Below are 13,906 nucleotides of genomic sequence, written 5' to 3'. Positions count from 1 at the left end.
CGGCGCCGCTGGCCGACGCCGCATCATCAGGCGCGGCGCGGCGGCGGGTCGTCCCGCCGGACCACCCGCAGCACGAGATAGCCCGCCAGGCCCGATAGCAGCGAGCCAGCGAGGATGCCGTACTTCACCCGCGCCTGCATGGCGGGGTCCTCGAAGGCGAGCAGGCCGATGAACAGGCTCATGGTGAAGCCGATGCCGCAGAGCAGCGCGACGCCGAACATCTGGCCCCAGCTCGCATTGGCCGGCAGATCGGCCCAGCCCTTGCGCTCCATCAGCAAGACGGCGCCCATCACCCCGATCAGCTTGCCGAAGAACAGGCCGGCCGCGACGCCGACGGCCAGCATGTCGCCGAGCACGGCGGGCGAAAGCCCGGCGAACGAGACGCCGGCATTGGCGAAACCGAAGATCGGCACGATCAGGAAGGCGACCGGCAGGTGGAGATGGTGCTCCAGGCGGTGCAGCGGCGAATACGCCGGATCGGATTCGGGCTTGGCGGGCGTCACCCGGATCGGGATGGTCAGGGCCAGGAGCACGCCGGCGACGGTTGCATGAACGCCCGAGATCAGGGTGAACACCCATAGCACCAGCCCGAGGGCGAGATAGGCCGGCAGTTTCCGATAGCCGAGGCGATTCAGCCCCAGGAGAAGCCCGAACACGACGACCCCGCCGAGCAGGGCATAGAGGTTGAGCTCGGCCGTGTAGAACAGCGCGATGATCACGACCGCCCCGAGATCGTCGATGATCGCGAGCGCAGCGAGGAAGACCTTGAGCGAGCCCGGCACCCGGGAGCCGAGCAGCGAGAGCACCCCGAGCGCGAAGGCGATGTCGGTCGCCGCCGGAATCGCCCAGCCGCGAAGCGCAGCCGGATCCGCCCGGTTGAAGGCGATGAAGATCAGGCCGGGAACGATCATGCCGCCGAGCGCCGCCGCTCCGGGCAGGATCCTGCGGCTCCAGCTCGAAAGCTGCCCGTCGAGCATCTCGCGCTTGATCTCGAGCCCGACGAACAGGAAGAACAGCGCCATCAGCGCGTCGTTGATCCAGTGCAGCAGGCTGAGCGGTCCGACATAGACATTCAGCGCCGCGAAATAGGTCGGAGCCAGCGGCGAATTGGCGATGAGGATGGCCAGCAGCGCGGCCGCCATCAGGACGAGACCGCCGGCCGACTCGCTCTCGACGAATTTGCGCAGCGTCGTGACGGGCTTGCGCGCGTTGGGGGCGTGAAGCGAACCGCTCATCGGCGCAGCCCCTTCTGCGAGGCGATTGCGGAACAGCAGACAAAAGCGCGGCGCGCACGCAGGAGGCGCGCCCGGGTGGCCGGGATCATCGATGCAGGTCTCCTCGCACTGGCGGCCCGACCAGCGCAAAAAACCTGCCCGCCGCACCAGCGCGGCGGAGCACCCGGGCCCTCTATCGCATCGATGGCGGAGGGCCGCAACCTGGACACCACCCCGGCACGCCTCGCCCCGGCCAGGCGCATTCCACCGGCCGGCGGAGGAAAGATCGCCGCGCGCGCATGCCACCTGCCCGCGCTTTCTGCTTCCCCCAGCCGCCGCTCCCGTCTATAGCGAGCGCCTAGCATTCATTCAGGCGCCTGCTGCCCCCCGTTCGCACGATCGGACGAGGGTCGCGCACGCCCGCAAGTACGGTCGAGACCCATGCCGAAGCGCACAGACATCAAGACGATCCTGATCATCGGCGCCGGCCCCATCATCATCGGCCAGGCCTGCGAATTCGACTATTCCGGCACCCAGGCCTGCAAGACGCTGAAGGCCGAGGGCTACCGCATCGTGCTGGTCAACTCGAACCCGGCGACGATCATGACCGATCCGGAGCTGGCCGATTCGACCTATGTCGAGCCGATCACGCCCGTGATCGTCGCCAAGATCATCGAAAAGGAACGCAACGTCCTGCCGGGCGGCTTCGCCCTGCTGCCGACCATGGGCGGCCAGACCGCGCTGAACTGCGCGCTCTCGCTCGAGAAGATGGGCGTGCTCGAGAAATTCGACGTCGAGATGATCGGCGCCACCGCCGACGCCATCGACAAGGCCGAGGATCGCGAGCGCTTCCGCGAGGCGATGACCAAGATCGGCCTCTCGACGCCGCGTTCGCACCACGTCAAATCGCTCGGCGCCGCCCTCGAGGCGCTGGAGGATATCGGCCTTCCCACCATCATCCGCCCCTCCTTCACCATGGGCGGCACCGGCGGCGGCATCGCCTACAACAAGAGCGAGTTCATCGACATCGTCGAGCGCGGCATGGACGCCTCGCCGACCAGCGAAGTGCTGATCGAGGAAAGCGTCCTCGGCTGGAAGGAATACGAGATGGAGGTCGTCCGCGATAAGGCGGACAACTGCATCATCGTCTGCTCGATCGAGAACTTCGACCCGATGGGCGTCCACACCGGCGATTCGATCACGGTCGCCCCAGCGCTGACGCTGACCGACAAGGAATACCAGATCATGCGCGACGCCTCGCTGGCGGTGCTGCGCGAGATCGGCGTCGAGACCGGCGGGTCGAACGTGCAATTCGCAGTCGATCCGGAGACCGGCCGGATGATCGTCATCGAGATGAATCCGCGCGTCTCGCGCTCTTCCGCCCTGGCGTCCAAGGCCACCGGCTTCCCGATCGCCAAGGTCGCGGCGCGCCTCGCCGTCGGCTACACGCTCGACGAGATCGAGAACGACATCACCGGTGGCGCGACGCCCGCCTCCTTCGAGCCGACGATCGACTATGTCGTCACCAAGATCCCGCGCTTCGCCTTCGAGAAGTTCCCGGGCTCCGAACCGACCCTGACCACCGCGATGAAGTCGGTCGGCGAAGCCATGGCGATCGGCCGCACCTTCCAGGAATCGCTGCAGAAGGCGCTGCGCTCGCTCGAGACCGGCCTCGACGGGCTCGACGAGATCGAGGTCGAGGGCCTCGGCCAGGGCGACGACCGCAACGCCGTCAAGGCGGCACTCTCGACGCCGACCCCCGACCGCATCCTGCATGTCGCCCAGGCCATGCGCCTCGGCTTCACCGACGAGCAGATCCACGAGAGCTGCAAGATCGATCCCTGGTTCCTCGAGCAGATGCGCGGCATCGTCGACACCGAGGAGAAGATCCGCGCCCACGGCCTGCCGCAGACGCCGATCGCGCTGCGCCAGGTCAAGGCGATGGGCTTCTCCGACAAGCGCCTCGCGGCCGTCTCCGGCAAGACCGAGGCCGAGGTCAAGGCGCTGCGCCGCTCGCTCGACGTGCGCCCGGTGTTCAAGCGCATCGACACCTGCGCCGCCGAGTTCGCCTCGCCGACCGCCTATATGTACTCGACCTATGCCATGCCCTTCGCCGGCGCGCCGGCCGACGAGGCACAGCCCTCCGACGCCAAGAAGGTCGTCATCCTCGGCGGCGGCCCCAACCGCATCGGCCAGGGCATCGAGTTCGACTATTGCTGCTGCCATGCCTGCTATGCGCTGCGCGACGCCGGCTACGAGACCATCATGGTCAACTGCAATCCCGAGACGGTCTCGACCGATTACGACACGTCGGACCGGCTCTATTTCGAGCCGCTGACCGCCGAGGACGTGCTCGAGATCCTCGAGACCGAGAAGCAGAAGGGCACGCTGCACGGCGTCATCGTCCAGTTCGGCGGCCAGACCCCGCTGAAGCTCGCCCATGCGCTCGAGCAGGCCGGCATCCCGATCCTCGGCACCACGCCGGACGCGATCGATCTCGCCGAGGACCGCGACCGCTTCAAGCGCCTGCTCGACAAGCTCCAGCTCAAGCAGCCGAAGAACGGCATCGCCTATTCGGTCGAGCAGGCCCGCCTGATCGCCGCCGAGCTCGGCCTGCCCTTCGTGGTCCGGCCCTCCTATGTGCTCGGCGGACGCGCCATGGAGATCATCCGCGACGAGACCCAGTTCGAGAACTACCTGCTCGGCACCCTGCCCTCGCTGATCCCCTCCGAGGTCAAGGCCAAGTACCCGAACGACAAGACCGGGCAGATCAACACCGTTCTCGGCAAGAACCCGCTGCTCTTCGACCGTTATCTCTCCGACGCCATCGAGGTCGACGTCGACTGCCTCTCGGACGGCAAGGACGCCTTCATCGCCGGGATCATGGAGCATATCGAGGAGGCCGGCATCCATTCCGGCGACTCCGCCTGCTCGCTGCCGCCGCGCTCGCTCAGCCCCGAGATGATCGCCGAGCTGGAGCGCCAGACCCGCGCCATGGCCCTGGCGCTCGATGTCGGCGGCCTGATGAACGTCCAGTACGCCATCCAGAACGACGTCATCTACGTGCTCGAGGTCAATCCGCGGGCCTCGCGCACCGTGCCCTTCGTCGCCAAGGTCATCGGCAAGCCGATAGCCAAGATCGCGGCGCGGCTGATGGCCGGCGAGAGCCTCGCCAGCTTCGGCCTGAAGCAGGAGAAGCTCGGCCATGTCGGCGTGAAGGAAGCGGTCTTCCCCTTCGCCCGCTTCCCCGGCGTCGACGTCTTGCTCGGGCCGGAGATGCGTTCGACCGGCGAGGTCATCGGCCTCGACCGCTCCTTCGACGTCGCCTTCGCCAAGAGCCAGCTCGGCGCCGGCTCGAAGGTCCCGGTCAAGGGCACCGTCTTCGTCTCGCTCCGCGACCAGGACAAGCTGCGGATCCTGCCTTCGATCCGGATGCTCGCCGATCTCGGCTTCCAGATCGTCGCGACCGGCGGCACCCAGCGCCTGCTCCAGGACAACGGCATCCGCGCCAGCAAGATCAACAAGGTTCTGGAAGGCCGCCCGCACATCGTCGACGCGATCAAGAACGGCGGTGTCCAGCTCGTCTTCAACACGACCGAGGGTCCGCAGGCCCTCGCGGATTCGCGCCCGCTGCGCCGCGCCGCCCTCTTGCACAAGGTGCCCTATTATACCACCTTGGCCGGAGCGATCGCTGCGGCGGAGGGCATCAAGGCCTATTGCAGCGGCGATCTCGAGGTGAGGTCGCTACAATCCTATTTCGACGGCGCCGCCTGATTCGGGACGGCGCACCGAAATAGTTTTTCTGACGATCGAAAGCGACGGCGCTGGCGCGGACTTGTCCGGCCGGCGCCGCATCGCGTTTCGGAACTGGGACGGGACGATGGACAAGGTTCCTATGACGGCGGGCGGCTTCGCCGCTCTCGAGGTCGAGCTGAAGCACAGGCAGCAGGTCGAGCGCCAACGGATCATCCAGGCGATCTCCGAGGCACGGGCCCTCGGCGATCTCTCGGAGAACGCCGAGTATCATGCCGCCAAGGAGGCCCAGTCGCTCAACGAAGGCCGGATCATGGAGCTGGAATCGCTGATCGGCCGCGCCGACATCATCGATATCTCGAAGCTCGGCGGCGACACGATCAAGTTCGGCGCGACCGTCAAGCTGATCGACGACGATACCGAGGAAGAGAAGCTCTACCAGATCGTCGGCGAGCCGGAATCCGACGTGAAGTCGGGCAAGGTCTCGATCGGCTCGCCGATCGCGCGCGCGCTCATCGGCAAGAAGGTCGGCGACTCCGTCCAGGTCAATACGCCCGGCGGCGGCAAGTCCTATGAGGTCGTCGACGTCGCCTTCCGCTGAAAGGCTCCTTGGCCCGCCCGGCGGCAGCTCCTAGATTGAGGAGGATGCCTGCTGCCGGAGAAGTCGCCATGATCAGCCGCCGCGCTTTTCTCACCGGGTCCGCCGCGCTTGCCGCAGGCGGGCTCGCTTCGTTTCAGGCCCTGGCTCAGGGCCTCCCGGTCGGTGCCATCCGCGTCGATGCAAGCCGCCTCGGCCCGCAGGGCTGGGGCGAGAATGCCGGCCGGATCGCGCGGGCCCTGGAGCGGGAACTGGCCGGCCAGCTCAGCGGCCAGCGCCAGCGCGGCGGCCCGACACTTTACGTCACCGTGCACGGAATCTGGCTCGCCAGCTTCGCCGGTGGCGGCAGCCCCGGCGATTCCGACAGCAACGACAATATGGACAGCTATATTGAGCTGATCGATCGCGGCCGCGTGCTCGCCAGCTATCCGATCCGCTCGACCCTGCTCTCCAGCTCCGGCGGCGCCTGGTACCGGCCCGATATCGACCAGCGGCGCGTCGCGGCCCTGCTCGAGAACAACGCGCTCTGGATCAGGCGCTATCTCGGTGGCTGAAGCCGCGATGCCGACCCGCCGCCTGCTCGCCCTGGGCGCAGCCGCCGCCTTGCTGGCCGGCTGCCAGACCACGTCGCGCCACGGTCAGGACATCGCGATCGGCGCGATTCGCGTCGACACCGGCCCGCTCGCAGCCAAGGGCCAGAGCACCACCGCCGTGATGATCAAGCCGATGCTGGAGCGCGAGCTCGCCGGCCTGCGAAGCGCCCATGGCGCGACCCTGCTGGTCACCGTCACCGGGCTCTACCTGACGAGCTATGCCGGCGGACAGGCCGTCACCCTCGGCAATGACAGCCTCGAAAGCGAAGCCCGGCTGATCGGGGCCGACGGGCGCGAGCTCGCCCGCTACCCGATCCTCGCCATCATGGCCCCGAGCTCCGGGGGCGCCTGGTACCGGCCGGACGTCGACCGGCGCCGGATCGCGGCCCTGGCCTCCAGCAACGCAGAATGGATCAGGCGCTATCTCGGTGGGTGAGACGATGCTGCCGACCCGCCGCCTGCTCGTCCTGGGCGCAGCCGCGGCCTTGCTGACCGGCTGCCAGACCACGCCGCCGCTCGACCCCGGCACCGTGATCGGCACCATTCGCGTCGACGTCTCGCGCCTGGTCGAGCTCGGCGTCGGCCCGCGCGCCGAGGTCGTCAGGACCCGGCTCGAGCAAGAGCTGGCACGCGCTTTCGCCGGGATGCGTCAGCCTGGCGGCGCGACGCTCACGGTCGCCGTGCGCGGTTTGACCATGCCGACCTATGTGGGCGGCGACATCGATGACGGCGCGACCTCGGACTATCTGGAAAGTCTGGTCACGGTCACCGGCCGCAAAGGCGAGGTGCTGGCGACCTATCCGGTCCTGTCGATGAACGGGGCCGGCGATTCCGGTTTCTGGTTCTCACCCGGTATCGACGAGCGCCGCGTCGAGCGCCTCATCGTCAACCACGCCGCCTGGATCAAGAAGCTGACGCTCGGCTGAGACCTCAGTCCAGAGGCGCGATCGGCTCGTCCTTGACCCGGTCGAGCGCCAGCGCGGTGCGGACATTGCGGACATTGGGCAGCGCCGTCAGGTCGCTGACGAAGTCCTGGAAGGCTTTCAGGTCCGTCGCGACGCATTTCAGCACGAAATCGATGTCACCCGAGAGCGTCCAGCATTCGCGCACCGCCGGCCAATCGCGGATCCGGCTCTGGAAGGCGGCGAGATCGGCCTCGGCCTGGCTGGCGAGGTGAACGAAGGCGAAGCAGACGACCTCGATGCCGAGCTTGCGCTCGTCGAGCTGCGCCCGATAGCCGGTGATCACCCCGGCCTCCTCAAGCGCCCTGACCCGCCTGAGGCAGGGCGGCGGCGAAATGCCAACGCGGCTGGCGAGTTCGACATTCGTCATCCGCCCATCACGCTGCAATTCGGCCAGGATGCGAAGATCGATCTCGTCGAGCTTGGAACGCACAGATCCTCCGGGGAAAAAGGTCGCGCTGGTGTAGACGCAGTGTCCACGCGATACAAGGCGATGGCCATCATCGGGATGGCCACATTCGAGCCTTGTCCCGGGGAGCAGCCAGAAGCTGCCCGGGACAACGGCGGGCGTCGGGGATATCATTCTTGGGCGAGCATCGGCCTTCCGAACCAAATCCCACTCTCTGGGTGCTCACCGACGGCAAGGCCGGCGACGAGGTCCAATGCCTCGGTGTCGCCGAGCGCCTCGGCCTCGTCCCCGAAATCCGCCGCGTCCGCCCGGGCCGGCCCTGGGCCTGGCTGATGCCGCGCGGGCCGATCGATCCGCGGGAGGCGCCGGACCGCGCGGACAGCCCGCTGCGCCCACCCTTTCCCGATATCGCCATCGCCTCGGGCCGGCGCGCCGTCGCCTATCTGCGCGCGCTGAAGAAAGCCTCGAACGGGCGCAGCTTCACCGTCTTCCTCAAGGACCCCCGTACCGGCGCCGGCGCCGCCGACCTGATCTGGGTGCCGCAGCACGACCGTCTGCGCGGGGACAATGTCCTGGTGACGATCACCTCGCCGCACCGCCTCGCCCCAGCCGCACTCGCCGCCGCGCGCGCAGCGCCGCCGCCGGCGCTCGCCGCCCTGCCCTCGCCGCGCGCCGCCGTCCTGGTCGGCGGCGATAGCCGCCATCACCGCTTCCGGCCGCAGGACGTCGAGGCCTTCGCCGCCCGGCTCGAGGCGCTCGCCGCCTCCGGCGTTGCCCTGATGGGTTCGCGCTCGCGCCGCACGCCGCCGGCGCTCGAGGCGGCGGTCGCTGCTGTTTTCAGGCGCCATGGCGGCTGGTGGTGGGACGGCACGGGCGCCAACCCCTATGTCCCGCTGCTGGCGCTGGCGGATGCGATCGTCGTCACCGCCGACTCGACCAACATGATCGGCGAGGCGGCAGCCACCGGTGTCCCCATTCTGGTCTTCGAGCCGCATGGCGGCCATGCCCGGCTGGCGAAGTTCCTCGAGGCGCTGAAGGCCTATGGCGCTGTGCATCACTTCGAGGGCCGGCTTGAAGGCGGGCGCTACGAGCCGCTAGACTCGACGGAAGCGATCGCGCGGGCCGTCGACGAGGCCTGGCGCTGCCACAGGGCGGTGACAGGCTTGGACTGACGCGCCCCGATGCCGATATGTCGGGTTGCGGCCGGCCAGGCGATATCGCCGGCGAGGCCGGAAGAGACCGAAATTCACCGGCACGGCCGGTAGAGGAAGACGAGAATGGCCCATACCCACGCCAAGGTGATGATCATCGGCTCCGGCCCCGCGGGCTACCGCCGCGATCTACGCCGCCCGCGCCTTGTTCGAGCCGGTATTGATCTCCGGCATGCAGGCCGGCGGTCAGCTGATGATCACCACCGATGTCGAGAACTATCCCGGCTTCGCCGACGTCATCCAGGGCCCCTGGCTGATGGAGCAGATGCGTGCCCAGGCCGAGCACATGGGCACGAAGATGGTCTCCGACCATATCGCCCGCGTCGATCTCTCGCAGCGGCCCTTCCGGCTCTGGGGCGATGGCGGCGAGACCTATTCCTGCGATGCGCTGGTCATCGCCACCGGCGCCCAGGCCAAGTGGCTCGGCCTGCCCTCGGAGCAGAGCTTCCAGGGCTTCGGCGATCGCGAAACGCCCCCGAGTGTGATACTCTACCTTTATAATCAAGGCGTTGCAGAGAGTTACAATACTGCCCGTCCTACTCGCTTGGCCGCCTGACTCAGCATCATACTCCGAACGGATTTCCCAATGTCGAAGGTCCACCACACCAAGGTACTGATCATCGGTGCCGGTCCGGCGGGATACACCGCAGCAATCTACGCGGCGCGTGCGAGCCTAAAGCCGATGCTCGTGACCGGCATGACTCCGGGCGGCCAGCTAACCATCACCACCGACGTCGAAAACTATCCGGGCTTTGCACACCCGGTTCAGGGTCCCGACCTGATGGAGCAGATGCGTCAACAGGCAGAGAACGTCGGCACGCAATTGGTCTACGATCTGATCGTCTCGGTCGATCTTGCAAGCACCCCTAAAAAGGCGATCGGCGACTCAGGCGACACGTATCTCGCGGACACCGTAATCATCGCGACTGGAGCCCAGGCACGTTGGCTTGGCTTGGATTCTGAGAGGGCCTTTGGCGGGCACGGGGTGTCAGCGTGCGCCACCTGTGACGGTTTTTTCTATAGGGGCAAGGAAGTCGTGGTGGTCGGCGGCGGCAACACCGCGGTCGAGGAAGCTCTCTACCTAACTAACCATGCCAGCAAGGTCACTGTTGTCCACCGTCGCGACAGCTTCCGTGCCGAGAAGATTCTTCAGGAGCGGCTTTTCGCAAATCCGAAGGTTGAGGTCATCTGGGACCACGCCGTCGACGAGATCCTCGGGACTACCGAACCGCTGAAGTCCGTTACTGGGGTCCGTATCCGGAACACGAAGACTGGCGAGTTCAAAGAAGTTGCGACCGACGGCGTCTTTGTCGCAATCGGCCACGATCCAGCAACCGCGCTCTTTCGCGGTCAGATCGATATGGACGAGACCGGCTACATCAGGATCGCGCCATGGTCCACGAAGACCAGTCAAAGGGGTGTCCTAGCGGCAGGCGACGTGGCAGACCCCACTTATCGTCAAGCGGTGCTCGCGGCAGGCATGGGCTGCATGGCAGCGCTTGAAGCCGAAAAATATCTTGCCGAGCACAGCTCGAATCCCGAAGTGGCCGCTGAAGAGAAGCAGCAATCTGAGATGATTGAAGCTTGGTAATAGGCCTCACTGGGCTGAGCCGATGGCGACTAGCTCTCGGCCAATCCCAGGTCGATCTATGACGCTTGCCATCAACTCGCCTGCATTAACACCTGTGATGCGCCTCCCGTCGAGCAGTTCATCAGCCGCGCGCTCCAGCGCGCCGCGGTGTCTCTCGACGAGTGAGCGTGCCCTCACCATTTGCTCGGCAAGAATGATTTCGACCCGCTCGCGAATGGTTTTTGAGGTGTGGAGCAATCGAAGCAGCTCAGCCTCTCCTTCTCCCGCCAGGAAAGCCAGCCCTTCGCCAAGCCCATAGGACCCTTCGAGCCGGAGTGCGACGAGGGTCGCCAGATGGAGATCGCTGCCTCGGGTTCCGCCGCCACCAATGGAGCGACTGCCCAGGATGGCGCCTTCCGCAGCTATGCCAGCCAGCAGAAAGCAAATCTCGTCGAGGAGGCTCTGGACGGTGATCTCGGCGATTGGCATCTTGCCGACCCGGACAACGCCCAATGATTGATGCCCGCCAGCGGAATCTACCTTGTCGCGGATCTCCGCAAACTCGAAGGGCTTGTCCAACACGACAGCGGCAATCACATGTCCGGCCTCATGCACAGCCGCACGACGCAACATCGCGGCGGGAACCGAGACGGTCGGCGGGAGCGTTGCGTTGAGATCGGAGACGGAGACCATCCGTCGAGCCCGACGGGCCGATCGGCGGGCGTCACGGACGAGTTGCTCCAAGGCAGCGCCGCTCCAGCCTTCGGTCCGGCCTACGGCGACGGAAAGATCGTCGCTTTCAAGTGCCCCGGCCAGATGCCACCGGATGATACCCTCCCGAGCCGGACCATCGGGTAGTGGAATCCGTATATGACGATCGAGGCGTCCAGGCCGAACGAGAGCGGCATCCAACCTTTCCGGATAATTGCACGCGCCTACGACAATCACGCCCTCTCGCCGTTCGGCGCCATCGATGCATTCAAGGAGAGCCGCCACCTCCTTATTGTGGTACTGGCTGTTGTAATCGTTGCTGAATTTCTCCCTGTCTCCGGCGGCGTCGACCTCGTCGATGAAGATGATGGACGGCGCATTCTTACGCGCTTCGTCGAAAGCGGCCCTCATCGCCCGGAGATAATCGCCAAGATGGCCGTGCGCTTGCCAACGTGCCAGTGACCCTAGAACGAGATGCACGCCGCAGCTTGCCGCTAAAGCCTTTGCTAAGGTCGTCTTGCCGGTCCCGGTCGGGCCGCTGATTAGAATTCCCTTATCGATGTCCTCCCACCCGATCTTGCCCTCACGCCAGTCATTTAGATCTTGGGCGAGATCAAGCGCCCAGCTCCCGGCCTCGCCTAGGCCATGCAGATTCTCGATGCGGAGTTCCCGATCCTTGACCGGCCTGCGCTCCCTCAGAACATCCCTCATACAATCAAGAGATTGGGACACCGGCCTGGTGCGCCACAGCATCGAACCGACCAGAGCCAGGGGCATGGCAGCAAGCTCCTCGGCCTGAACCACGCTCATCCGCTGCTTAAGGCAGACGCGACTGGCCGCCATGAGGTGCCGGACCTGAGGGCGGTCCAACTTCACCACGTCGTCGATTGCCGCCATTACCGCATTCGGAACCTCGGCCACATCTTTCGCAAGAATGACAAGGCAATCGTGCTTCAGAAGGTCGTCCTGAGCGGCCTCTTTTCGCTCTTTTCGCCAGTGATCGGGAGCGACCACGATCTTCGCGTTGTCGCCAAAATCGAAGCCGCCGAACCGATCAGGTTTCGAAAACGCGAAGTTGGTTGCATGCCGGTAGTCCTCGACGTCAGCGTCGTCCGGGACGATCAGGACGAGTGCGAGGGTACCGCCGCGGCGCAGATACGGCCGGCAACCGCGGATCGTCGCGCAATAAGCCAGAAGGCGGCCAGCGCTGCGGATAATGTTGGCGCGGTCCCGCAAGATTCTGCCATTCCGTTTTCTCATCGGATTGGACCCCGGTTAGCGACAATTGCGAAATGGAGAGAGTTCGACAACGAGGCGCGGGTTGAACTCGGGGTTCTCGCGCCCTCCTCCGCTGCGCGGATAGCCGGCCTGGTTCGAAAGGATACGTGTCTGGCCGACCCTATAGTCGTGGGAAGCGTGATCGTGACCGTGGATCCAGAGTTCGGGGCGATACCGTTCGATGATCTCGGAGAGGTCGGAGGCGAAAGCAGGCGACAGCGCATCCCCTTGGTATCGCGACTGCACGGATCCTGGGTGAGGAGCGTGGTGCGTGACCACGACCGTGTTCCCTCCGAATGGCTGCCGGAGATTTGCCACGATGAAGTTCAGATCCTGCGCGTGTAGCGCGGCGGCGTGCGGAGGCAGGAAGCGCATTCTTTGTCGATCTTCGACCACCTCGATCAGGCGGTGATCGTTCATTCTCATGAGCGCCGCTTGTCGCGCAGCTTTGGGGTCTCCCAGCAGGGCGTAATCGGTCCAGAGCGTGCAGCCGATGAAGCGCGTCTCGCCGAGGATGACCATTCCCGGCGCCAACATATGGATTCCGGCCCGTTCGGCCGAAGTCTTGCCTGCGCTCAAGGATTCGGCGAACTCCGCTCGATAGAACTCGTGGTTCCCCGGCACGAAGACGACCGGTCTCCCCTTGAGCGGGCCGCTCCGTTGCCGATCGATCCACGCAATCGCGTCTGCGATCGGTCGACCGATGTCGCCGGCGAACACGGCGACATCGAAATCCTCGATGTCATCGGGAAGCTCGAAGGGGCCGAATTCAAGATGGATGTCGGATAGGACGAGAAGACGCATGCATCATTCCTATTGGCCGCGTCGGGTGCGAAACGCGCGCGACGATGAGTTGGAAGCCGGAGGTAATTTTCTCGGCGCGCTCGACGGATCTCGTTGAGTGGAAACTTCAGCCGCCGGACGTCGACGTGGTGTGCGTGCCGAGCCGATACCAGCGAGACCGTGTTCTCGCCCAACCGCGCTCTCCGTCGATCAGGACGAGGTCGGAGGTAACGACCCTGCGCCCCGATCCCGCCAGCAGCGGATGTCCGGAAACCTCGCCAACGAGGCAATAGGCGGGCCTTGACGTCGCCAGCCATCGATCAAGCATCGGCGCCGTTGCGAGCTCGGCGCTGGCCGGAGCTTTAGTGGCGCAGAACATCGTGAGGTCGGCGACGAGCCGCGTCAGCCGTTCGATCTCGAGTTCAATCCCTGCCCGACGCTCCGTCCAAGCCAGATCTATTGGATCCATGGGAATGCCGCTCCTGCGAGAATCCGCCCTCCCGAAATTCGACTAGCGAACCGCCCGTCGCCCTCCCGCCGACGTGACGAGTTCGAGAATGACGGCTTCGAAAGTGCCCCCTCGATATCCCGCGCGCTGAAGTAACCTCGGTCGCCGACACGTGGACATGCAGCGGCCCAAATCCCATCTCGACCTGGCCGACCGACTGTCGACAAGCTGGCCCGCCCCCGTTAGGTGGCCCGGTTCTAATCTAGTGCATGGTGGGCTTGGCGGCCACGGTTGAGATGGCCGGCGAAGCGGGTTGGGTTTGCGCAGCCGGCCAGACCACAGCGACCGGTGCTGGCGGCTTGTAGCCGAGCGAGGA

Annotated in this window: 12 protein-coding genes and 1 pseudogene; 8 read left to right on the top strand and 5 right to left on the bottom strand. The window is 65.8% G+C overall.

The window, feature by feature from the left end; translation table 11 throughout:
- Window positions 1-26: 26 nt before the first annotated feature.
- Window positions 27-1,235: a Na+/H+ antiporter NhaA gene (nhaA, locus tag J0J10_RS24940; RefSeq protein ID WP_291650083.1), complete on the bottom strand. Its 1,209-nt coding sequence runs from the start codon at window positions 1,233-1,235 to the stop codon at window positions 27-29.
- A 420-nt stretch (window positions 1,236-1,655) separates the two neighbouring features.
- Between nhaA and carB the strand changes: the two genes are divergently transcribed.
- The 5 genes from carB (at window position 1,656) to J0J10_RS24915 (ending at window position 7,084) form a co-directional block, all read left to right on the top strand.
- Window positions 1,656-4,988 carry a carbamoyl-phosphate synthase large subunit gene (gene carB / locus J0J10_RS24935; RefSeq protein ID WP_291650081.1) on the top strand — a complete coding sequence of 1,111 codons (3,333 nt, stop codon included), beginning with the start codon at window positions 1,656-1,658 and terminating at the stop codon, window positions 4,986-4,988.
- Between the two features lie 106 nt (window positions 4,989-5,094).
- A complete protein-coding gene (greA, locus tag J0J10_RS24930; protein WP_291636242.1) occupies window positions 5,095-5,568 on the top strand; it encodes a transcription elongation factor GreA in 474 nt (157 codons plus the stop codon).
- Between the two features lie 68 nt (window positions 5,569-5,636).
- On the top strand, window positions 5,637-6,119 hold the full coding sequence (locus J0J10_RS24925; protein WP_291650079.1) for a hypothetical protein: 483 nt from the start codon (window positions 5,637-5,639) through the stop codon (window positions 6,117-6,119).
- Window positions 6,120-6,126: 7 nt separating this feature from the next.
- Window positions 6,127-6,594: a hypothetical protein gene (locus J0J10_RS24920; RefSeq protein WP_291650078.1), complete on the top strand. Its 468-nt coding sequence runs from the start codon at window positions 6,127-6,129 to the stop codon at window positions 6,592-6,594.
- Window positions 6,587-7,084: a hypothetical protein gene (locus tag J0J10_RS24915; protein ID WP_291650077.1), complete on the top strand. Its 498-nt coding sequence runs from the start codon at window positions 6,587-6,589 to the stop codon at window positions 7,082-7,084. Before J0J10_RS24920 ends, J0J10_RS24915 begins: the two co-directional genes overlap by 8 nt.
- A gap of 4 nt (window positions 7,085-7,088) precedes the next feature.
- Here the strand turns inward: J0J10_RS24915 and J0J10_RS24910 are convergent, their stop codons facing one another.
- Complete coding sequence (locus tag J0J10_RS24910; RefSeq protein ID WP_291636234.1) at window positions 7,089-7,553, bottom strand: Lrp/AsnC family transcriptional regulator; 465 nt, start codon at window positions 7,551-7,553, stop codon at window positions 7,089-7,091.
- Between the two features lie 152 nt (window positions 7,554-7,705).
- Between J0J10_RS24910 and J0J10_RS24905 the strand changes: the two genes are divergently transcribed.
- The 3 genes and pseudogenes from J0J10_RS24905 (at window position 7,706) to trxB (ending at window position 10,331) form a co-directional block, all read left to right on the top strand.
- Window positions 7,706-8,701, top strand: coding sequence for a mitochondrial fission ELM1 family protein (locus J0J10_RS24905; RefSeq protein WP_291650075.1), 996 nt, complete (start codon window positions 7,706-7,708; stop codon window positions 8,699-8,701).
- A gap of 105 nt (window positions 8,702-8,806) precedes the next feature.
- A pseudogene (locus J0J10_RS24900) lies at window positions 8,807-9,200 on the top strand (FAD-dependent oxidoreductase); the annotation flags it as partial.
- 126 nt (window positions 9,201-9,326) lie between these two features.
- Window positions 9,327-10,331 carry a thioredoxin-disulfide reductase gene (gene trxB, locus J0J10_RS24895; RefSeq protein WP_291650073.1) on the top strand — a complete coding sequence of 335 codons (1,005 nt, stop codon included), beginning with the start codon at window positions 9,327-9,329 and terminating at the stop codon, window positions 10,329-10,331.
- 6 nt (window positions 10,332-10,337) lie between these two features.
- On the opposite strand, the gene J0J10_RS24890 is transcribed toward trxB, so the two are convergent.
- The 3 genes from J0J10_RS24890 to J0J10_RS24880 all read right to left on the bottom strand — a co-directional run bounded on the left by J0J10_RS24890 (window position 10,338) and on the right by J0J10_RS24880 (window position 13,551).
- The gene (locus J0J10_RS24890; RefSeq protein WP_291650071.1) at window positions 10,338-12,257 is read right to left on the bottom strand and encodes an AAA family ATPase; all 1,920 of its coding nucleotides are present in this window, start codon (window positions 12,255-12,257) and stop codon (window positions 10,338-10,340) included.
- 39 nt (window positions 12,258-12,296) lie between these two features.
- Window positions 12,297-13,103, bottom strand: coding sequence for a metallophosphoesterase (locus J0J10_RS24885; protein WP_291650069.1), 807 nt, complete (start codon window positions 13,101-13,103; stop codon window positions 12,297-12,299).
- 106 nt (window positions 13,104-13,209) lie between these two features.
- Window positions 13,210-13,551, bottom strand: coding sequence for a DUF6634 family protein (locus tag J0J10_RS24880; protein WP_291650067.1), 342 nt, complete (start codon window positions 13,549-13,551; stop codon window positions 13,210-13,212).
- Between the last annotated feature and the right edge of the window lie 355 nt (window positions 13,552-13,906).

Origin of the sequence: Allobosea sp. (assembly GCF_017308075.1) — a bacterium.
In the GTDB taxonomy this organism is placed as follows: Bacteria; Pseudomonadota; Alphaproteobacteria; order Rhizobiales; family Beijerinckiaceae; genus Allobosea.
This window is presented reverse-complemented; position numbering and strand designations above follow the sequence as displayed.

What these genes read in the sequence shown, in the direction of transcription:
- J0J10_RS24880 (WP_291650067.1), bottom strand. Translation starts at nt 13,551, where the DNA reads ATGGATCCAATAGATCTGGCTTGGACGGAGCGTCGGGCAGGGATTGAA.
- J0J10_RS24885 (WP_291650069.1), bottom strand. Translation starts at nt 13,103, where the DNA reads ATGCGTCTTCTCGTCCTATCCGACATCCATCTTGAATTCGGCCCCTTC.
- greA (WP_291636242.1), top strand. Translation starts at nt 5,095, where the DNA reads ATGGACAAGGTTCCTATGACGGCGGGCGGCTTCGCCGCTCTCGAGGTC.
- nhaA (WP_291650083.1), bottom strand. Translation starts at nt 1,235, where the DNA reads ATGAGCGGTTCGCTTCACGCCCCCAACGCGCGCAAGCCCGTCACGACG.
- trxB (WP_291650073.1), top strand. Translation starts at nt 9,327, where the DNA reads ATGTCGAAGGTCCACCACACCAAGGTACTGATCATCGGTGCCGGTCCG.
- J0J10_RS24925 (WP_291650079.1), top strand. Translation starts at nt 5,637, where the DNA reads ATGATCAGCCGCCGCGCTTTTCTCACCGGGTCCGCCGCGCTTGCCGCA.
- J0J10_RS24920 (WP_291650078.1), top strand. Translation starts at nt 6,127, where the DNA reads ATGCCGACCCGCCGCCTGCTCGCCCTGGGCGCAGCCGCCGCCTTGCTG.
- carB (WP_291650081.1), top strand. Translation starts at nt 1,656, where the DNA reads ATGCCGAAGCGCACAGACATCAAGACGATCCTGATCATCGGCGCCGGC.